The organism is Chryseomicrobium sp. FSL W7-1435 (genome assembly GCF_038595005.1).
Classification (GTDB): domain Bacteria; phylum Bacillota; class Bacilli; order Bacillales_A; family Planococcaceae; genus Chryseomicrobium.
Genome location: NZ_CP151997.1, coordinates 1,758,540 through 1,778,849, shown reverse-complemented (window position 1 = coordinate 1,778,849; position 20,310 = coordinate 1,758,540). Strand labels below are relative to the sequence as shown.

Sequence of the window (20,310 nt, the reverse complement as noted above, 5' to 3'; positions counted from 1 at the left end):
ACCAATGTTAGGAGCACTTACAGGAGCAGTAGAGCAAGGATTAATTTACGGGATTATGGCACTTGGCGTTTATCTAACGTTTCGGGTGCTAGATTTCCCTGATCTCACCGTGGACGGAAGCTTCGTTACAGGGGCATCTACTGCTGCCATGATGATTGTGCTTGGCTATTCACCTCTACTCGCCACAGTAACCGCAATGATTGCAGGTTTTGTTGCTGGAATGGGAACGGGATTGTTGCACACAAAAGGTGGTATTAATCCTCTGTTATCAGGGATATTGATGATGATCGCTCTGTACTCCATCAACTTACGAATCATGGGGCTAACCGTTGAGAACTCAGTAGGACGACCGAATATCCCATTGCTTCAATCGGAAACGCTGATTACAAAGTACATTTCCTTTGTTGAGTCGTTGGGTATCCCATCGAGCTATGCAATTGTCGTAGGTGCACTACTTGTTGTAGCTGTAGTTAAAATCGTATTAGATTTATTTTTAAAAACAGAAGTGGGACTTGCGCTTCGTGCAACAGGTGACAACAAACGAATGATTCGTAGTTTTTCAGGTAATACAGACCGACTGACTATTATAGGACTTGCGTTATCCAATGGTTTGGTGGCACTTTCTGGTGCATTGATTGCACAGTATGGTAAATTCGCGGATGTGGGAATGGGTATTGGCATGATTGTCATCGGTTTAGCATCTGTCATCATTGGAGAAGCGCTCTTTGGCACAAAATCCATTGTTCGTATAACCTTTGCGGTCATAGTAGGGGCAGTCATTTACCGCTTGGTATTAGCTTTCGCGCTTCGCATCGAGTTTCTTGATACGGGAGACATGAAATTATTGACAGCCTTGATCGTCATCCTAGCATTGATTTTGCCAAATCGCTTGAGTGCTCTAAAAAAACAGGCAGTTCGCAAACGTGTTGAGGCTAGAAAGGGAGGTGTGGAACTTGCTAAACATTCATAATCTAGAAAAACGATTCAATGAGGGAAGTCACGATGAAAAAATTGCCCTTCGTTCACTTGATATGACTCTAAAAGAAAAAGATTTTGTTACGATTATTGGAAGTAACGGTGCTGGTAAATCTACTCTCTTAAACTGTATTTCAGGGACCCTGCCAATTGAACAAGGTAACTTGATTTTGGATGGTCAGCAAGTAGAACATCTTCCCGAACATAAACGAGCAAAGTGGATTGGCCGCGTTTTCCAAGATCCGATGGCAGGAACTTCACCCACACTAACTATTGAAGAAAATTTGGCAGTTGCTTACTCGCGCAATACAAACCGAAGCTTTCGCTTTGCTGCTTCTAAAAAGCGACGTGAGTTTTTTAAAACAGAACTCGAGGCTCTTCATTTGAACCTTGAGAATCGATTAACTACAAGAGTGGGTTTGCTTTCAGGAGGCGAACGACAGGCGCTATCTCTATTGATGGCGACATTCACAAACCCTTCCATCTTACTTCTTGATGAGCATACTGCCGCATTAGATCCTGCACGAGCAGAATTAATTACTCAACTAACGAAGCAATTAGTGAATCAGAAGGGTCTAACAACTTTAATGGTTACACATAATATGCAACAAGCGATTGATCTAGGAAATCGTCTCGTGATGATGGATCAAGGGTCAATTATCTTTGAAGCGAACGAAGAACGAAAAAAGACGCTCACGGTTCAAGATTTGTTAAATGAATTTAAGCAAATTAAAGGGAGTCAGGCACTATCTGACCGTATGTTATTGGAAGCTTAGAGGAAATACAGATTGGGACAAAATAAATCAGCAAGTTCTCTAGAATGAATTCCAGAGAATTTGCTGATTTTTTTTACTTTGAGTTCTATTACTAAACAGATAAGAATGTTTTTAAATCACACAAGCAACTCAAAAAGTAGAGAATCTGTATTCACTTCTTTAAAATCAAAGCCGTTTGATTCCAGCCGCTCGACAAGTGAAGGATAATCGGATGGGTCATGCAACTCAATACCAATAAGGGCTGGTCCACTTTCTTTATTATTCTTTTTTGTATACTCGAACGTCGTAATATCATCATCAGGACCTAGGACGTCATGCAAGAATTGACGCAAAGCCCCGGCACGCTGTGGAAATTTCACTAAGAAATAATGAAGATAACCCTCATACAATAGGGATTTTTCTTTAATCTCCTGCATACGCGAAATATCGTTGTTCCCTCCGCTAATAATAGCCACAACATGCTTACCATTAATGCTATCTTTCAAATCATCCAAGACGGCAATCGGGAGAGCCCCAGCTGGTTCTACGACAATTGCGTGTTGATTATACATTTCTAAAATAGTGGTGCATACCTTTCCTTCATCAACAGCAACAATTTGATCGACTGTTCGTGAGGCAATGGCATGCGTTAGCACGCCAGCACATTTAACGGCAGCACCATCAACAAATTTGTCTATAGACTCCAGAGCAACAGGGTGCCCTTGCTTAATAGCCTCGGCCATACTTGCTGCACCACTTGGCTCAACTCCAATAATCGTTGTCTTAGGGGAGACACCTTTAAAATAACTAGCCACGCCTGAAATCAGACCACCACCGCCAACACTGGCAATGACCACATCCACTGTAGCTTCAGCATCATTTAAAATCTCCACACCGACAGTTCCTTGACCAGAAATGATCTCGTAATCATCAAATGGGTGAATGAACTCTGCTTTCTTCTCTTCACAAAAGGCGAGTGCAGAAATTGCAGAATCATCGAAAGTGTCGCCTTCTAAACGAATATCGACAAATTCGCCTCCAAACATGCGGACTTGATTTACTTTTTGTTTAGGTGTAGTTTTCGGCATGAAAATCGTTCCGAATATTTTCAGTTCAGAACAGGCGTAGGCCAAACCTTGTGCATGGTTGCCAGCACTCGCGCACACTACACTATTTTGCCGTGCTTTATCTTCAATAGATAGGATTTTGTAATAAGCGCCTCTTATCTTAAACGAACGCACGTGTTGTAAGTCTTCACGCTTTAAAAAAATCTCTGCGTTGTATCTTTTGCTTAGCACTTCATTGCGTTGGAGAGGGGTATGAACAACAACATCCTTCAATTGATGAAATGCTTGAAGAATCGATTCAACTTTCACAACTTGTTTGTCTTGTAATTCAATCATTTCATCACACCTTTTTTGAATATTTCATTAGTTTATCACACCATCGCGTTGAAGTGATAGAGGTTTTATAAATATTGATTCATTCGTTTAAAGAATTCTTCCGAGAAGGCAATAAATATTTTCTCGGAAGGTGTCAATAAACGAGAAGATGGGGTGATTAACCCTACTGAACGACTAAGAGAGGGAGACGTTAGCTTTATTTTTTTAATTAGGCGTAGAGAACCATCTGGAAGCGTGCTGTCTGGCAATATGGAGACACCAAGACCTGCAGCCACCAATCCTTTGATGGCATCTAAATCTTCTCCAATAGAACTGATCACTGGTTTAAAACCTACGGATTGGCAAGCTTGAATAACCGTTTTATGCAAAACAAATTCATCTGGAAAGACGATAAATGGTTCACTTTTCAACTCACTTAAATGCACACTCATTTGATTAGCAAGACGGTGTTGAATAGGTACCACTAAAGAAAATGACTCGGTAAATAGTTCCGTCGTTTCTAAGTCAGGTTCATTTGTTGGAATAGGACCTATAAAGGATAAATTGATGGAGCGATCTTTTACAGCATCAATTAGAAAATTATAATTTCCCTGACGTAGTTGAAATTCTACATCTGGATGTTGCTTGCGAAAAGCTGTGATAACACTGGGCAATAGTTGTGTAGCAAAGCTACTAGGAAATCCAATTCGAATTGTCCCTTTTTCAGGATCTAAATAATTACTAATTTCTTCTAATCCATAATTGATTTCTGCTAGAGCCCTATCTGTATGTTTTAGAAAATCTCTCCCAATCGATGTCAGCTTTATATTTCGGCCGATTCGGTCGAATAATTGGACACCAAGTTCTTTCTCTAAATTAGCGATTTGACGACTGATGGCAGATTGGGCCACATGGAGATGGAGGGCGGCTTCAGAAATATGTTCTCGTTTTGCGACTTCTTGAAAGTAAACTAATTGCCGTAGTTCCAACGTTTATTCACGCTCCTATCTCAAATTGATATAGATATGATAGTAATTATATATTGTTTATATCATTTTGAAAACTTACACTATTCTTACACAACAATGACATGGAGGGATGGACGATGACATTTCATCAATACCCACAAAAACAAGGCCTATACTGTCCAACAAATGAGCACGATGCATGTGGTATCGGACTCTATGCAAATATAAAAGGAATTGCTAGTCATGACATTGTCGTGGATGGTCTTGAGATGCTTCATCGTCTTGATCACCGGGCAGGTCGTGGTAGTGACCATAAAACAGGTGATGGGGCAGGAATAATGGTGCAATTACCAGATGCCTTGTTCCGTCAAATTCTTGATTTCCCCCTGCCATTACGAGGAGATTATGCTGTTGGGATGTTCTTCTTCCCAAATGAAGATAGAGTGCAAGAAGCTGTTAAAGCAAAAATCACAGAACTCTTCACTTCAATTTCTAGTGTTGAATTTTTAGCTTGGAGAAAAGTTCCATTAAATAGTGATGATTTATCGGATGTCTCAAAACATTCCATGCCAATCATTGAGCAACTCTTTATAAAAAAAGAAACAACCACAATGGATCGTCTATCGTTTGAACGTGTACTCTATATACTTCGCAAGCGACTTGAACATTGGATGCAGTCGGAGGGGTATGAAGTCTATATCCCATCTCTATCAAGTGAAACAATTGTATTCAAAGGTTTATTGACGCCTAAAGAAGTAAGTGAATTTTACTTGGATTTAAAAGATCCACGCTTTGTTTCCGCTTATAGTTTAGTACACTCACGTTACAGCACCAATACGTTTCCAAGTTGGAAGCGAGCACATCCAAACCGATATTTAGTTCACAATGGAGAAATTAATACCCTCCAAGGAAATGTGAATTGGATGAAAGCACGTGAAAAACAATTCGAGTCAGAATTGTTTGGACAAGAGCTTAGTGGAATTTTGCCGATTATCGATGAGACAGGCAGTGACTCGTCCATGCTAGATAATGCCTTCGAATTTTTAGTATTATCAGGCCGCTCTCCTGCGCATGCCGCTATGATGATGATTCCAGAACCTTGGAGTGAGACGAATCCTCACATGACTCCTGAAAAAGAAGCGTTCTATACGTATCATTCGACATTTATGGAGCCGTGGGATGGGCCGACCGCCATCTGTTTCACGGATGGAAAACAGATTGGTGCCGTACTAGACCGCAATGGCTTACGCCCAGCCCGGTACTATGTGACAACTGATGACCGGATCATTTATTCGTCTGAAGTAGGAGTAGTCGATGTTGAAGAACATATGATTGTTTCGAAAGAAAGACTAAGCCCAGGGAAAATGCTTCTTGTCGATTTAGAAGAAGGACGGATTATTGGGGATGACGAGTTAAAGCAAAGTATCGCAACTGAACACCCGTATTCACAGTGGTTAGAACATCTTGAAGTCCTTGAATCTACTCAAGAACTTGTAGAGAATGTAGAAGATTTAGTCTATAAGCAGCACTTGAATCAATATACATTTGAAGATATTCACAAGTATCTCTTACCTCTTGCCAGTGAGGGGAAAGATCCAATCGGTTCAATGGGTAATGATACACCACTTGCCGTGTTATCGGATCGTCCTCAACTGCTCTATAACTATTTCAAACAATTATTTGCGCAAGTAACAAATCCTCCGATCGATTCGATACGGGAGAAATTGGTTACCTCAACCATTAGTTATCTCGGTGCGGAAGGTGATCTACTGAACCCTGCAGAGCATCACACAAAGCGTATCTTATTGAAAACACCTATTTTAAAAGCAAGTGAAGTCAATCAACTGTACAACCATCCATCATTCAAATCAGCAACAGTTGATTTGGCTTTCAATGGAAGCATCAAAGAAAAATTAGATGAACTTTGTAAGCAGGTAGAAGAAGCTGTCCTATCCGGAACTAGTTTAATTATTTTGTCAGACCGATCTCTAACTAGAGGTCAACACGTTGTACCGGTGTTGCTAGCTTCTAGTGGAATACATCATCATCTTGTGCGAAATGGGCTTCGTACGCGTACGTCACTCATCATTGAATCTGCTGAAGTGAAAGAAGTACACCATATCGCTGCACTTATTGGGTACGGGGCAGATGCCATCTATCCTTACCTTGTCTATGCAACTTTGCAACAGGCCATTCAGGAGAAGCATTTAGCCAAAGACTATTCTGAAGCTATAAATTCTGCTGTAAAAGGATTTACAGATGGCGTAGTAAAAGTTATGGCCAAAATGGGGATATCAACGATTCAAAGTTATCGTGGTGCCCAAATATTTGAAGCTGTAGGTATTGGACAAGACGTGATTCAAAATTATTTCACAGGTACAAAATCTCAGCTAGATGGTATCAATCTTGAAACTATTCAATTAGAGATGAGCAAACGTGTGGAACATGCAGTAGCTGTTTCAGACAAGCCACTTGATTCTGGGAGTCAATTTCAATGGCGAGCCAATGGTGAACATCATGCTTTCCGTCCAAAGACCATTCATACTCTCCAATGGGCCACTCGTCAAAACGATATCGGGTTGTATCGTCAATACGCCGATATGGCGAATGAAGAACGCGTAGGCTTCTTGCGGAACTTGTTCGATCTTCGAACTGATCAAGCGCCAGTACCAATTGAAGAAGTGGAACCAGCGAGTGCCATCGTCAAGCGCTTTAAAACAGGTGCTATGTCCTTTGGGTCCATCTCAAAAGAAGCCCATGAAACGCTTGCTATTGCTATGAATCGAATTGGGGGCAAGAGCAACAGTGGTGAGGGTGGGGAGCATCCATCACGCTATAAACAGGATGGAAACGGTGACTTTAGAAGAAGCGCTATTAAACAAATTGCGTCGGGTAGATTTGGAGTAAAAGCCGTCTATCTCTCACAAGCGGACGAATTACAAATCAAAATGGCGCAAGGGGCAAAACCTGGCGAGGGTGGGCAATTGCCTGGCAACAAAGTTTATCCTTGGGTAGCAGATGTACGAGGATCTACTCCAGGAGTCGGCTTGATTTCACCACCTCCTCATCATGATATTTACTCTATTGAGGATATGGCGCAGTTGATTCATGACTTGAAAAATGCAAATCGTCATGCTCGTATCAGTGTCAAGCTAGTATCTAAAGGTGGCGTCGGAACAATAGCAGCAGGTGTTGCGAAAGGTGCTGCGGATGTCATTGTTATTTCTGGCTACGATGGCGGTACCGGAGCATCACCCAAAACTAGTATCACTCATGCCGGTCTTCCTTGGGAGTTAGGCCTTGCAGAGGCGCATCAAACGCTCATGCTAAATGGTTTGCGAGACCGTGTGACACTAGAAACTGATGGGAAACTTATGACTGGAAAAGACGTGTTACTTGCTGCCTTACTGGGAGCTGAAGAATATGCCTTCGCAACGGCTCCATTAATTGTGATGGGCTGCGTCATGATGAGAGCCTGTCATTTGGACACATGTCCTGTTGGTATAGCCACACAAAACCCGGAATTACGGGATAAGTTTACTGGAGCGGCAGATCATGTAGTGAATTACATGCTGTTTGTAGCTGAAGAAATGCGCGAGTGGATGGCTAAATTAGGTTTCCGAACTGTTGAAGAATTAGTAGGTCGCACAGATACACTGCATGTATCGAAACGTGCATCCGAACATTGGAAAGCTGGACAACTGGACTTAACTGCCCTCTTGCATCGTCCAGAAGGGCCTCGTACAAAGCAGCGCGAACAAAATCATCGACTGGATGAATCACTAGATCTTCGTGAACTATGGCCACAAGTAGAAGCGGCCATTGAAGCGGGACAACCTGTCCGTATCTCTGCAACAATTAAAAATACAGATCGAGTAGTAGGTACTATAATTGGTCACGAAATTACAAAACGCTACGGAGAACTGGGCCTTCCAGAAAATACTGTAGAAATTAATCTGACTGGTCATGCTGGTCAAAGTTTAGGAGCCTATACACCTAAAGGTATGACCATTAAACTGCTCGGAGATGCCAATGATTATCTCGGAAAAGGATTATCAGGCGGGAAGTTAATACTTGAATCTCCTGCCAAGAATGCAAAAGAGCAAGATATGATTGCAGGGAATGTAACGTTTTACGGTGCAACATCTGGAGAAGCTTACTTGAACGGACGAGCCGGTGAGCGCTTTGCCGTTAGAAACTCCGGAGCGACAATTGTTGTAGAAGGTATTGGAGATCATGGGTGCGAGTACATGACCGGTGGACGTGTGGTAGTGCTTGGAGAGATAGGGAAAAACTTTGGAGCGGGTATGTCTGGTGGAACGGCCTACGTACTTACCGAAAAGGAAAGTGAACTAGATTCCTTAAGCAATCATGAGATGATCCAACTTGTACGAATTACCGAGGATTCTGAATATCACGAGGTTCGAAAGTTGATAATGGATCACTTCTACCACACAAAAAGCACGAAGGCAGGGAAAGTTCTTGCCAATTGGGATGCTATTAAATATCAAATCGTCAAAGTGGAGCCAGTGGAATATGCAAAAATGAGACATCGCATTTCAAAACTTGAACAACAGGGGATTGAAAAAGATAAAGCGGCCCTTCAGGCGTTTTACGGCGCTACGGTCGTCTCATAAGGAGGAATAGGAATGGGAAAACCAACCGGATTTTTAGAGATAAAAAGACAGAAGCCAGTTGAACAGCCTCCTAAAAAGCGAGTACGTCACTTTGGTGAATATGGAGAGCGTTTTACGGATGAACAAATGAAAGAGCAGGGTGCACGATGTATGGACTGTGGCACCCCGTTCTGTCACATGGGAATTGAAATTCGTGGTGTGGCCGCAGGTTGTCCTATTCAAAACGTTATACCTGAATGGAATGACCTTGTCTACAAAGGGCAATGGAAGGATGCATTAGATCGTCTGCTCATGACGAATAATTTTCCGGAATTCACAGGACGTGTCTGTCCGGCGCCTTGTGAAAGCTCTTGTACATTAGCTATTTCAGAACCGGCAGTAGCTATAAAGAGTATCGAAAGAAGTATTATCGACAAAGGTTTTGAGGAAGGGTGGATCGCACCTCGTATTCCAACGACTAGAACTGGAAAGAAAATTGCCATCGTGGGATCTGGGCCTGCTGGATTGACAGCGGCGGATGATTTAAATCAAGAGGGGCATACAGTGACTGTATTTGAACGGGATGACCGACCAGGTGGATTGTTGATGTATGGGATACCTTCGATGAAATTGGATAAAGAGGTCGTTACACGACGCGTCCAATTGCTATCGGAAGAAGGCGTTCAGTTTATTGTCAACATGGAAATCGGAAAAGATAAAACGCTTGAACAATTACGACAAGAGTTTGATGCCGTGATTCTTTGCGTAGGTGCTCAGCGACAGCGTGTGTTACGACTACCAGGGGACGATGCACAAGGCATTCTACCAGCCATGACTTATTTAACACAAACGACAAGAGATTTATTAGATGGGACGAAACCTAAAATTGATGTGAAGGGGAAACATGTTTTAGTGATTGGAGGAGGCGATACTGGGGCAGATTGTGTCGCTACAGCGGTGAGACAAAATTGTAAATCCGTTGTCCAATTTGGTAAACACCCTAAACTGGCAGATGCCCGAGATGAGATGCACATGTGGCCATCTGATCCGAACGTATTCAAAATGGATTATGCTTACGAAGAAGCGGCTGCTTTAAAAGGACAAGACCCAAGGGAATACTTGATCCAAACGAAGGAAATCGTCAAGGGAGAAGCAGGCCAAGTGACTGCCCTTCGCACAGTACAAATGGAAAAAGTCATTGGAGAAGATGGATTCCACTACTTCCGTGAACTCCCAGGAACTGAAAAAGAATGGCCCGCAGATGTTGTTTTTGTGGCCATTGGTTTTGAAGGAATCGACCTTGAAGTGACGGAAGGGACAAACCTTGCACTTTCTCGAAACCGTATTACTGCGTCGAAAGTGGACTATGCAACCAATCTACCCGGGGTATTTACAGCGGGTGATGCTAGAAGAGGACAGAGTTTGGTTGTTTGGGCTATACGAGAAGGAAAAGAAACAGCGCAAAAAGTGAATCAATTTGTGAGAGCACTTCAACCCGTATAATACGGGTTTTTTTATGTCACTAAACTTTCTCCTGCTAGTGAGTTAAAGTTTTTTGCTTTCTATTTTGTTTTATAGGTGGCATAATAAAAAGTAGGAGGCGAGTACGATGATTGGCATACTAGATTATGGTGCTGGCAATATGCACAGCGTAGAAAAAGCGATAAAAAAATTAGGGTATCCCTATATTCGAATTGAAGACGGTACGAGTACCGATTCGGTCGATCAACTGATTTTACCGGGCGTTGGACACGCGAAACAAGCAATGCTTCAACTCGAGGAAAGAGGTTTGATCCCATATATTCAAAGAAAAGTAGAAGAAGGAATTCCTTTACTCGGCATCTGTTTAGGGATGCAATTACTTTTAGAGAAGAGTGATGAGGGAGATGTCGAGGGGCTGGGATTGCTTCAAGGGATCGTTCCTTATTTCGATGATTCTAAACTAAAAGTGCCCCATATGGGATGGAATGAAGTGGAAGATGCTAAGGGGCATTTCTTATTAAAAGACTTACCCCAAAATACAGACTTTTATTTTGTTCATTCTTACTTCGCGGCTCCTACCAATAAAGAAGATATTATTGGCATTACAGAATACGGGGAAGGATTTTCCTCTGCAATCGGGAATGATTTTGTGATGGGTGTTCAATTCCACCCTGAAAAAAGTGGAGAAGCGGGAATGAAGTTACTCGATAATTTCTGCCGCTATGCAAAAAAGAAGGTGCCTACATGTTAAAGAAAAGAATTATTCCTGCGATTGATGTACTTGATGATAAAGCTGTGAAATACGTACAGTTTCGTAACCCAACAATCATTGGCGACCCTGCTGAGCTTGGCAGGAAATACGCTGAAGATGGAGCAGATGAATTAATTTATTTAGACACTACTGCTTCTCTTAAGAATCAAGAAGTGAAATATGAATGGATTCGGCGCGTTGCTGAAGAAGTGTATATTCCTTTTTCTGTAATCGGTGGAGTACGCACAATCGATGATTTTCGTTTATTGTTGCGTGCTGGTGCTGACAAAGTGGGAGTTAATTCTGCTGCGGTCACTCGCCCTGAGCTTTTAAATGAAGCAGCTGCGATTTTCGGTAAACAGTGTGTAGTTCTTGGTCTTGACGCAATGCCAATCATGAGAGAAGATGGCACGATTGAACGTTGGGAAGTCTATACGCATTCTGGACATGAAAATTCCGGGAGAGACGTCGTAGACTGGGCGCAAGAAGCTGCTGAAAGAGGAGCAGGGGAAATTATTTGTACGAGTATTCATAAAGATGGCATGAAGACAGGTTATGACTTGGAGTTACTAAAGTTGTTGTCAGAGAAAGTGTCTATTCCTATAATTGCTTCCGGTGGAGCTGGCGAGCTAGATCACATTTCCGAAGTGTTCCAAGAAGCAAATGTAGACGCCGCCTTAGTTGCTTCTATGATTCATTATGGACACTACACAATCCAAGAAATTAAGCACCATTTAAAGCAACATGCTATAGCGGTACGTTAGATGTGGAGAACGTCACTCAAGAAAGTCCGAGAAAATCAGGCGTGCCAAGTGAGGCGCTCTTGGCCTCGGTTGGTGCGACTGATTTTGGAGCGTGTTTCTGACGTTTGCAACTCGATTATAGTTAGATGTGGAGGACGTCACTCTAGAAACTCCGAGAAAATCAGACGGAACGGAGCTCAACGTTAATAAAAACAGTACAATCTCTGGAGTAGAACCAAGAGAAAGTACTGTTTTTTTACTTTACCTTTTAATAACTTTTAGCGAAAGACAAGTTAGTTCATCGGGAGCCCGATCTTCGACGCTGGTTGAAAACCTTGCGTGATCATATCAGCATCGGTCTGTTGCAGAAGAGGAACTTGATAAATATGATTTTGGTTTTGGTAAATCGCCAATTCATAGCCTAACTCGATAAAGTTAGGTACACTATCTGCGAGTACACGTCTCACCACAGGGTTCGTACATTCCAAAGCAGCAGTAGTTGCATGAGTTGCGCATGCCTTAACAGCACTCAACAAGACACTTGAAATAAATGCATCATTGACAGCGTTAGGAGACTCCATAGGGGATAGTGGAGTTTGTTGCTTGATGCCATAAACATAGTCATGGACAAGCTTCATTTCATAAGGATAGGTAGCTTTATTAGGAGCTAGACCTGTTTGAAAACTTTCCACTACCGTGTTATACGTATCAATTAAATACGTATGTTGTTTCTCCGCAACTTCTTTCAATTTCGAGTCTTTGATTTGGTTTTTCCAAAACGTAAAGTGATTTTGGGCACCAATCAAAGTTTTCAGTGTTTCCTGTACATCAAAGATTTCGTGAGCACCATGGTTCATAGTCGGCTGCAATTGTTGAGAGGATTGGTAGCCAACCGCGTCTGTCTGATTATTCCACATTAAAAAAGCCTCCTTTGCAAGATCCTTCATAGTATGCGTCGGAGACTAATGATTTATTCTATTTTGTAATTTTTAATACGATTGTACTTAAAAGTTGCTCAATAAATTCAATCGTTTGTTGTACTGTAAACTCGGTAGAAAACCCTTCAACATAATCAAGAGGCAGATTTAGCTCTGCAACGCCTTCGTTTGCATCAAACGTTAATGCATAGTTAAATTCAGGATTTTCCCATTTTTCTTTTAAAGCTTCATCAATATCTTTCATTTTTGCTTTAGGGACATAAATTCCCACTAATAGATTATAAAATCGGAAGATATCATCTAGTTCAATGACAAAACCTTCTACTTTGAAAGTGGAATACTCAGGTTTAGCACTATAAATATAGTTCTCGATTTGAGTTTTAACCAATGCTATAGGCTGTTTTAAATCTTCTTCCGTAAGCGCACGTAGCCACTCATCATTTTCTTTTGTATAAAGGTCCAGTTCAATAGCCATTTTCTTCGCCTTCTTTCCATTTTAGTTGTTCAGCTGTATCATTTAAATCATACGAGTTCACTTGCTCTATGTAGTAAGTTGGTTGTCTTTCTCGATAGTCATGAATCAATTTTAAGAAAAATTGTGGACTTGCAGGCTGTTCTTCATCGTAAATGATCAAAGTCCCTTCACTATTGCGAATCAAAAACTTATCCCGTTCTTGAAATTGCCAAGCACCTTGATAACCACCGCTCGTTAAAGGCTGATAAAAATCAGCTGCTAAACGAAGTTGTTGAAATTCGGCTTGCTTTTCAGGTTTGAGACGCTCAGTAAAATCAGCGAATGGTGGAGTAATCGACAACTTTACAGAATGGCCTTGTTTTTTTAACGACAATACTACTTCAGCCGCCCATACCTCTACACCTTGCTGCCCAGAGATAAGCACCCATTCTAAACCTTCTTCTATCATGCGTAACAGACGATCCTCAATAGCTGTTTTAATGATTTTGATTCCAGGATGATTGGTGTCAAAAATCCCAAGTTCATTACCCCTGTATCCTGTAATAACTAATTTCTTCACCATCTCACCTCATTCATAAGTTTACCTCAGAGTTTCAACAAAATCATTGTTCACAGTCACATTTCTTAAAATAATGAATAAGATAAACTGAAAGAGAGGGATTATGTGAGTCAATCTTCACCTCAAGTTCAGTATGTGGCAAATGTCGAGAGCTATGTTATGCAACATCTTCGGGAGTTAATGAATCAGCCAATTACTGTTCAGACGTCCCGTGGAGTGGTGACGGGTCAACTAACCATGGTTCATTATGATTGTATCGTTGTCGTTAAAGAAGGACGTACCTTTATCGTACGAGTTGCAGAAATCATTTGGTTTTCGCATGCGGAGGGACAGTAACTATGTTTCAACGTACAAATCGGTTGCTGATTGACTTACCTCATGTAGAGTATGGAGACGCCAATGCCGCAGCTGCGGTTCAAGAATTATTAGGTGGAAAATTCGGCGAGATGTCGACGCTTAATAATTATCTGTATCAATCCTTCAATTTTCGAGCCAAACGAAAATTAAAACCCTTTTATGATTTAGTTTCAAGTATTGCAGCAGAAGAGGTAGGCCATGTAGAGCTTGTCGCCAATACAGTTAATCTCGTATCTAAATCTTCATCATTTGAAGGGGATCCTGATGTCACACCGCTACAAAACGGTAAAGACTTTCGAAATACGCATCAATTTATTGCAACAGCGCAGACTTCACTAGCAGGGGACTCTATGGGTAACGCTTGGCGAGGAGATTACGTTTTCTCGAGCGGTAACCTTGTATTGGACTTGCTTCATAATTTTTTCCTAGAGTGTGGGGCAAGAACCCATAAAATGCGGGTTTATGAAATGACCTCTCATCCTGTTGCTCGCGAAATGATCGGATACTTATTAGTAAGAGGTGGAACGCATATCATTGCTTATGCAAAAGCAATGGAAATGGCTACAGGAGTCGATGTGACGAAGTTGCTGCCAATACCAAATCTGGATAACCGAGTTTTCGATAATGCACGAAAGTATGAAGATATGGGCTACGGGAATGTCCTGTTCACATGGAATCATCAGGGGGACTATGAGGATATCCGGAAAATTTGGAAGGGCACGCATCCTTTAACAGGAGCTCCGTTAGTTGTGGAAACGGGAACGCCTAAAGGTGGCAAAATTCCGGAGCTAGATGAACTGCCAGAAGAGTTTGCACCAGGGCTAACTGCTGAAGATTATCAAAAAATAGCCAAGCGTTTATTAGAAAACCTGTAAATAAAAAAATTGAAACAAGTAAATATCTAGTTTAGGAAATAAAAAGTGGAGTGTAGGGGCTGACTCCAGTGGGATCAAAAGTCGTAACGTGAGGCCCCATCTAGATGTGGAGAACGTCACGCTAGAAAGTCCGAGAAAATCAGGCGTTCCAATTGAGGCGCTCTTGGCCTCGGTTGGGGCGACTGCTTTTGGAGCGTCTTTCTGACGTTCGCAACTCGATTCCAATGAGTTGAAAATAGACGCGCCCGCGGAAAGCAGCCCCGTAACGTAACGTAACATAAGCAACTCAAAGTAAAAATCAGTAGGTCCTCTAGAATTTCTAGAAAACCTACTGATTTTTTTACTCTTTAACCACCACTACCGGAGCATGTTGATCAGGCTCAGGAACGAAACGTAAAATAATAAATCCAATAATGAACAACACAATTAAGCTAAACACGCCTGTAGACGAGTTGCCTGTAACTTGTGCAGTGACAGCAACTAGCAGAGGTCCTAATATAGCAGCAAAGCGGCCGAAGATGTTATAAAATCCGAAAAATTCATTTGAATTTTGCTTAGGAACAAGCTTTCCGAAGTAAGATCGACTAAGTGCTTGAATGCCGCCTTGAGAAGTACCGACTAACATAGCAAGAATGAAAAAATCGGTTACAGTATCCATGAAATAAGCATAAGTACAAACGATTGTATAAACAAAGATTCCTACATAGAGCATGTTTTTCTCTCCAAACTTACCAGCCAAATGACCGTATAAAAACGCAAAAGGTGCAGCAATCAATTGCGTTAAAAAGAGTATACCAAGCAGAGAGGTGGAATCCAGTCCTAGGTCTGTACCGTAAGCAGTAGACATGGAAATGATTGTCCCAACGCCATCAATATAGAAGAAATAAGCAAGCAAAAATAAAAAGACAGCGCGGTATTTGCGAATTTCTTTAAACGTCGTAAATAATCTTTTGAAGCTTTGTTTAATTGGATTAGGCTCTCTAGGAACAAAGTGTTCTTGTTGCACATTTTTGAAAATAGGAATCGAGAATATTACCCACCAAACGGCAGTGATCACAAACGCAATCTTACTTGCAGTGTCGGGAGCTAGCGGCAATAGTTCTTGCTGGCTGGCTACGATAATTCCCATAGCAATTATGAAGGGAAACAAGCTACCAATATACCCCATTCCATAACCCCGGGCTGAGACTTTTGCCATACGTTCATCAGTTGTAACGTCGACAATAAAACTGTCGTAAAAAACATTGGAACCAGTCGCGCCAAGTGCAGCAAAAACATAGACCACTAACAACATCAGCCAATTCTCAAACGGTACTACGGCCAGAACGAGAGTGAATAGAACGCCGATGGAGAAAAATACACCAAAGAACTTTTTCTTTAAGCCTTCATAATCTGCCACGGTACCCATAATCGGACCTAGTAGCGCTAATATTGTAGTGAAAATAGCGATTGTATACCCCAGATAGGCAGTGGAGTCTGCGCCATCTACGCCAGCTGCGGTTGCTGAAGATTTAAAATAAATTGGAAAAATAGCAGTTGTAATAATAAGCGAATACGCAGATGATGCCCAATCATACATAACCCAACTAGTCTCTTTTTTTGAATATTTTTTCACAAAGACCCTCCCCTTTTTGTTCATTGTATCGTATTGCTATGAATTTCAGGTGAATTTTCTGAAAAATTCACGTGAGGTTTCTTTCAATTCGGTATAATAGAAAGAAACGGTAGGTGACGACATGGACGCATTAAGAGCAATCATTGACATTGGATCAAACTCTATACGATTAGTAGTATATAGTTACTCTTTTGAAAAAGGCTTAGAAGAACACCATAATATAAAGACAGTCGCTCGATTAAGCGGCTATTTGAATGATGAAGATGAATTATTGCATGAGGGTATTGAGCGACTAATAGAAACATTACAGAACTTCAAACTCTTTTTGAAAGATCTTTCTATTTCTCAACCTGTAGTCGCAGCAACCGCAGCGATTCGACAAGCAAAGAATCAACAAGAGATTTTGAAAGAAGTACTCGACAAGACGGGTATGTCGATTGATGTGCTGTCTACTAAACAAGAAGCCTATTACGGATATTTGGCCGTCGTATTAACCACGAATGTGAAAGATGGTTTTACAGTCGACATGGGTGGAGGAAGCACGGAAGTCACACTCTATCGAAATAAACAATTAGTAGAGTCTTATAGCTTTCCATTTGGTGTGGTCACCTTAAAAAAGAAATTCATTTCTAGCGATATTCCTACTCTTCAAGAACGAAAAGCAATCAAGGCGTTTGTTGAAGCGCAGTTTAAAGAGCAACCTTGGATAGGCAATCAAGAAAAAGGTTTACCGGTTATTTCTATAGGGGGTAGTGCTCGAAATATTGTTCAAATCGACCAAAATAGAAAAAACTATCCTTTATCCGGAACACACCAATATGAGATGACGTTAGACGATATGCGTTCCATCGATCATCTTTTGAAAAAGACCTCCTTCACAGAGCGGAAAAAAATTGATGGTCTTTCATCTGACCGAGCAGATGTTATAGATGGAGCTATCATTACGTTTGAAACCTTATTAGAACAAGCAAACTCTACTGTATTCATGCATAGCCGCAAGGGGTTACGTGAAGGAATTATCATTGAACAATTAGAAGAAACGAATGAGCATACTTTTTTCCTCGATGAAGTGGCTTCCAGTGCGATCCGTCACATACATGGCAAATTCGCTATTGAAGTGAATGAAGATACGGAGCTTATCGACACATTTCATAAATTACACGGACAATTTTCAGAAGCCGGCTGGATTCAAGAATGGTCAGATGATTTTGAAATGCTAACGTATGCTTATCAACTCTTCCATTTTGGAAAACAAGTAGATTTAGAGTCTGCGAGTCAACATACGTTTTATTTATTGACGAACAGTACATTAGATGGGTTCACACATAAACAAAAATTAAAATTGGCGCTTCTGTCTTCTTATAAAAATAAACAGACATTCCAACAATATATTCAGCCCTATCAAGGAATTCTAACTATGCAAGAAATCGAAGAATGCAGAGAGGCAGGAGCCTTGCTTCGATTTGTCCATTCGCTACAAACTACAAAACATTCTAGTGTCCATGATGCAGACATGTCGACTGAAGATGACGAAATCCAACTTACACTTCATTCAAGAGGCTCCACTATTTTAGAATCCTACCAAGCAGATAAGATGAAAAAGCATATTGAGAAGTTAATTAATAGAAGTGTACGAGTTCACTTTCTATCGGAGGTTACTGAATGACAAATTTTACTTACGCCCACTTCAATAACCGAGAGCTTAGCTGGCTTGCTTTTAATGAAAGGGTATTAGAAGAGGCAGAAGATCAGCAAAACCCATTATTTGAACGCTTAAAATTTTTAGCTATTTTTAGTTCAAACTTGGATGAATTTTTTATGGTTCGTGTGGCGGGGCTGCAGGACCAAGTTCGAGTCGGCTTTACGAATAAAGAATCAAAATCGGGATTGACCCCTCAACAACAATTAGATGCTATCGCTGAAAAAACTCAAATGCTAGTTGCGCGTCAAATGAAAGTCTTTCGCGATTTGATTGACAACGAGCTGCCAAAAGCAGGCATACATGTTATGAGTTATAGTAAGCTATCTCCTGAACAGAAGAAGATAGTGGATTTACAATTCGATGAAGAAATTTATCCAGTCATTACACCTGTAGCAGTAGATGCTTACCGACCTTTTCCTATACTACTTAGCAAAACCATGAATATTTTGGCAATGATTGAGGATGCAAGTGAAGAGGATGCCTTGAAAATTGCTATTGTGCAAGTTCCGTCTGTATTGAAACGTTTTATAGTTGTAGAGACTCAGAAGGATAAGCATACTATCGTACTTTTAGAAGAAGTAATTATTGGAAATTTACCAAAATTGTTTACGGGATTTACTGTCAAACACGCCAATCCATTCCGAATCACTAGAAATGCTGACTTAACGATCCATGAAGAAGGCGCACGCGATCTTTTAATTGAAATTGAAAAAGAACTGAAGAAACGAAAGTGGGGGGCCGTCAGTCGTTTAGAAGTAAAGGTTAGTGAAATCAAACAAAAAGTACTCCACTATTTGTTAGATGAATTGGAAATTACAGAAGGCGACGTGTACAAAATTAATGGACCACTTGATGTCACATTTTTGTTTTCATTCACGAAGTTTTTCGAGTCAGCCTATCCAAATTTAAGCTATCCGGTATTTATGCCACAACAACCCCTCGACTTAAAAAGGGAAGAGGACGTGTTTATAAAAGCACTCACACAAGATCTTTTTTTCTACCATCCTTACGAGTCGTTTCAATCAATCGTGGATTTTGTTGAAAAAGCAGCAGATGATCCACATGTATTAGCTATTAAGCAGACACTTTACCGGGTTAGTGGAAACTCGCCAGTCATCAAGGCACTTAAACGAGCAGCTGAAAATGGCAAACAAGTAACAGTACTGGTAGAACTGAAAGCAAGATTCGACGAAGAGAACAATGTGATTTGGGCAAAAGAGTTAGAGAAAGCAGGCTGCTTAGTTATTTATGGCATGCACAATTTGAAAACACATTCTAAGATCACACTGATTATTCGACAAAAACAAGGAAAGGTCGAACAATTTGTTCATCTAGGAACTGGGAATTACAATGATCAGACAGCAAAAGTCTATACAGACATGAGTATCATTACTACCAACAAAAAAATCGGGGCAGATGCCACTAAATTCTTTAATTATTTAAGTGGCTATATGGACAAACCAGATTACCAAAAACTTGTCGTTTCACCATTTGAAATTAAAGACCGTTTTGTAGAATTAATTGATGAAGAAATTGAGTTTCACAAAACATTTGGGAATGGGCATATTAAATTAAAAATGAATTCCCTCACGGATAAAGATCTTATAGAAAAACTATATGTAGCTTCGCAAGCCGGTGTGAAAATTGATTTGGTGGTAAGAGGCATCTGCTGTTTGCGCCCAGGAATCAAAGGCATCAGCGAAACGATAAAAGTAGTCAGTATAGTCGGTCGCTTTTTAGAGCATTCCCGAATTTATTACTTCCACCGGAATGGCGCTTCAAAACTGTACTTGTCTTCAGCAGATATGATGACACGCAATATGATCAAACGAGTAGAAATTCTTTTCCCGATTCTCTCGCCGAGTATCAAAAAGCGGATTGTCAGCATTTTAGAATTAGAGTTACAAGATACGGTCAAGGCTCGTGTTCAAAACGAAAAAGGTGAATACTCTTACAAAAAATCCGATGTAAAATTACATGCACAACACCAATTCATGCTCTCAGCTAAAAATGCAACGCATACAAATGACTGACCAACCCTCAACAAGGGGTTGGTTTTCTTATTTATTTCGCCTTACAAATAGTTTGTTTTCCTAAATAAATTATTGTACGATGTA

General features: G+C 40.9%; 16 protein-coding genes. 10 read left to right on the top strand and 6 right to left on the bottom strand.

The annotated features are described in order from the left end of the window. Positions 1-4 precede the first annotated feature (4 nt). Together MKY84_RS09020 and MKY84_RS09015 are read left to right on the top strand one after the other, a co-directional pair. On the top strand, positions 5-970 hold the full coding sequence (locus MKY84_RS09020) for an ABC transporter permease (RefSeq protein ID WP_342525673.1): 966 nt from the start codon (positions 5-7) through the stop codon (positions 968-970). After that, positions 954-1,751, top strand: coding sequence for an ATP-binding cassette domain-containing protein (locus MKY84_RS09015; RefSeq protein ID WP_342525672.1), 798 nt, complete (start codon positions 954-956; stop codon positions 1,749-1,751). Before MKY84_RS09020 ends, MKY84_RS09015 begins: the two co-directional genes overlap by 17 nt. 116 nt (positions 1,752-1,867) lie before the next feature. Here MKY84_RS09015 and ilvA read toward each other — a convergent pair whose 3' ends face one another. Together ilvA and MKY84_RS09005 are read right to left on the bottom strand one after the other, a co-directional pair. Further along, complete coding sequence (gene ilvA / locus MKY84_RS09010) at positions 1,868-3,133, bottom strand: threonine ammonia-lyase IlvA (protein ID WP_342525671.1); 1,266 nt, start codon at positions 3,131-3,133, stop codon at positions 1,868-1,870. 65 nt (positions 3,134-3,198) lie between these two features. Further along, positions 3,199-4,101, bottom strand: coding sequence for a LysR family transcriptional regulator (locus MKY84_RS09005; RefSeq protein ID WP_342525668.1), 903 nt, complete (start codon positions 4,099-4,101; stop codon positions 3,199-3,201). Between the two features lie 116 nt (positions 4,102-4,217). Here MKY84_RS09005 and gltB point away from each other — a divergent pair, with 116 nt between their 5' ends. The 4 genes from gltB to hisF all read left to right on the top strand — a co-directional run bounded on the left by gltB (position 4,218) and on the right by hisF (position 11,693). Next, a complete protein-coding gene (gene gltB, locus MKY84_RS09000; RefSeq protein ID WP_342525667.1) occupies positions 4,218-8,717 on the top strand; it encodes a glutamate synthase large subunit in 4,500 nt (1,499 codons plus the stop codon). A gap of 12 nt (positions 8,718-8,729) precedes the next feature. After that, entirely contained in the window at positions 8,730-10,199 is a 1,470-nt protein-coding gene (locus MKY84_RS08995; protein WP_342525665.1) for a glutamate synthase subunit beta, read from the top strand. Between the two features lie 106 nt (positions 10,200-10,305). Next, positions 10,306-10,929 (top strand): imidazole glycerol phosphate synthase subunit HisH, encoded by a 624-nt coding sequence (gene hisH, locus MKY84_RS08990; protein WP_342525664.1) that lies wholly within the window; start codon positions 10,306-10,308, stop codon positions 10,927-10,929. Next, complete coding sequence (gene hisF / locus MKY84_RS08985; RefSeq protein ID WP_342525663.1) at positions 10,923-11,693, top strand: imidazole glycerol phosphate synthase subunit HisF; 771 nt, start codon at positions 10,923-10,925, stop codon at positions 11,691-11,693. Before hisH ends, hisF begins: the two co-directional genes overlap by 7 nt. 272 nt (positions 11,694-11,965) lie before the next feature. Here hisF and MKY84_RS08980 read toward each other — a convergent pair whose 3' ends face one another. The 3 genes from MKY84_RS08980 to MKY84_RS08970 are packed head-to-tail and all read right to left on the bottom strand — an operon-like array spanning position 11,966 to position 13,644. Next, positions 11,966-12,589, bottom strand: a complete 624-nt coding sequence (locus MKY84_RS08980) for a spore coat protein (protein WP_342525662.1) — start codon at positions 12,587-12,589, stop codon at positions 11,966-11,968. 58 nt (positions 12,590-12,647) lie between these two features. Further along, positions 12,648-13,085 carry a hypothetical protein gene (locus MKY84_RS08975; RefSeq protein WP_342525660.1) on the bottom strand — a complete coding sequence of 146 codons (438 nt, stop codon included), beginning with the start codon at positions 13,083-13,085 and terminating at the stop codon, positions 12,648-12,650. Then, positions 13,075-13,644 carry an SLOG family protein gene (locus MKY84_RS08970; protein WP_342525658.1) on the bottom strand — a complete coding sequence of 190 codons (570 nt, stop codon included), beginning with the start codon at positions 13,642-13,644 and terminating at the stop codon, positions 13,075-13,077. The genes MKY84_RS08975 and MKY84_RS08970 overlap by 11 nt, the downstream gene beginning before the upstream one ends. A gap of 105 nt (positions 13,645-13,749) precedes the next feature. On the opposite strand from MKY84_RS08970, the gene MKY84_RS08965 reads away from it, so the two are divergent. After that, on the top strand, positions 13,750-13,980 hold the full coding sequence (locus tag MKY84_RS08965) for a DUF2642 domain-containing protein (RefSeq protein WP_342525657.1): 231 nt from the start codon (positions 13,750-13,752) through the stop codon (positions 13,978-13,980). Positions 13,981-13,982: 2 nt separating this feature from the next. Continuing rightward, positions 13,983-14,876 (top strand): manganese catalase family protein, encoded by an 894-nt coding sequence (locus MKY84_RS08960; protein ID WP_342525655.1) that lies wholly within the window; start codon positions 13,983-13,985, stop codon positions 14,874-14,876. A gap of 340 nt (positions 14,877-15,216) precedes the next feature. Here MKY84_RS08960 and MKY84_RS08955 read toward each other — a convergent pair whose 3' ends face one another. Then, the gene (locus MKY84_RS08955) at positions 15,217-16,491 is read right to left on the bottom strand and encodes an MFS transporter (protein ID WP_342525653.1); all 1,275 of its coding nucleotides are present in this window, start codon (positions 16,489-16,491) and stop codon (positions 15,217-15,219) included. A 121-nt stretch (positions 16,492-16,612) separates the two neighbouring features. Between MKY84_RS08955 and MKY84_RS08950 the strand changes: the two genes are divergently transcribed. Then, positions 16,613-18,157 carry a Ppx/GppA family phosphatase gene (locus MKY84_RS08950; protein ID WP_342525650.1) on the top strand — a complete coding sequence of 515 codons (1,545 nt, stop codon included), beginning with the start codon at positions 16,613-16,615 and terminating at the stop codon, positions 18,155-18,157. After that, positions 18,154-20,226 carry an RNA degradosome polyphosphate kinase gene (locus MKY84_RS08945; protein ID WP_342525649.1) on the top strand — a complete coding sequence of 691 codons (2,073 nt, stop codon included), beginning with the start codon at positions 18,154-18,156 and terminating at the stop codon, positions 20,224-20,226. The genes MKY84_RS08950 and MKY84_RS08945 overlap by 4 nt, the downstream gene beginning before the upstream one ends. The last annotated feature ends 84 nt before the right edge of the window (positions 20,227-20,310 follow it).

What these genes read in the sequence shown, in the direction of transcription:
- MKY84_RS09020 (WP_342525673.1), top strand. Translation starts at nt 5, where the DNA reads ATGTTAGGAGCACTTACAGGAGCAGTAGAGCAAGGATTAATTTACGGG.
- ilvA (WP_342525671.1), bottom strand. Translation starts at nt 3,133, where the DNA reads ATGATTGAATTACAAGACAAACAAGTTGTGAAAGTTGAATCGATTCTT.
- gltB (WP_342525667.1), top strand. Translation starts at nt 4,218, where the DNA reads ATGACATTTCATCAATACCCACAAAAACAAGGCCTATACTGTCCAACA.
- MKY84_RS08995 (WP_342525665.1), top strand. Translation starts at nt 8,730, where the DNA reads ATGGGAAAACCAACCGGATTTTTAGAGATAAAAAGACAGAAGCCAGTT.
- hisH (WP_342525664.1), top strand. Translation starts at nt 10,306, where the DNA reads ATGATTGGCATACTAGATTATGGTGCTGGCAATATGCACAGCGTAGAA.
- hisF (WP_342525663.1), top strand. Translation starts at nt 10,923, where the DNA reads ATGTTAAAGAAAAGAATTATTCCTGCGATTGATGTACTTGATGATAAA.
- MKY84_RS08980 (WP_342525662.1), bottom strand. Translation starts at nt 12,589, where the DNA reads ATGTGGAATAATCAGACAGACGCGGTTGGCTACCAATCCTCTCAACAA.
- MKY84_RS08975 (WP_342525660.1), bottom strand. Translation starts at nt 13,085, where the DNA reads ATGGCTATTGAACTGGACCTTTATACAAAAGAAAATGATGAGTGGCTA.
- MKY84_RS08960 (WP_342525655.1), top strand. Translation starts at nt 13,983, where the DNA reads ATGTTTCAACGTACAAATCGGTTGCTGATTGACTTACCTCATGTAGAG.
- MKY84_RS08950 (WP_342525650.1), top strand. Translation starts at nt 16,613, where the DNA reads ATGGACGCATTAAGAGCAATCATTGACATTGGATCAAACTCTATACGA.
- MKY84_RS08945 (WP_342525649.1), top strand. Translation starts at nt 18,154, where the DNA reads ATGACAAATTTTACTTACGCCCACTTCAATAACCGAGAGCTTAGCTGG.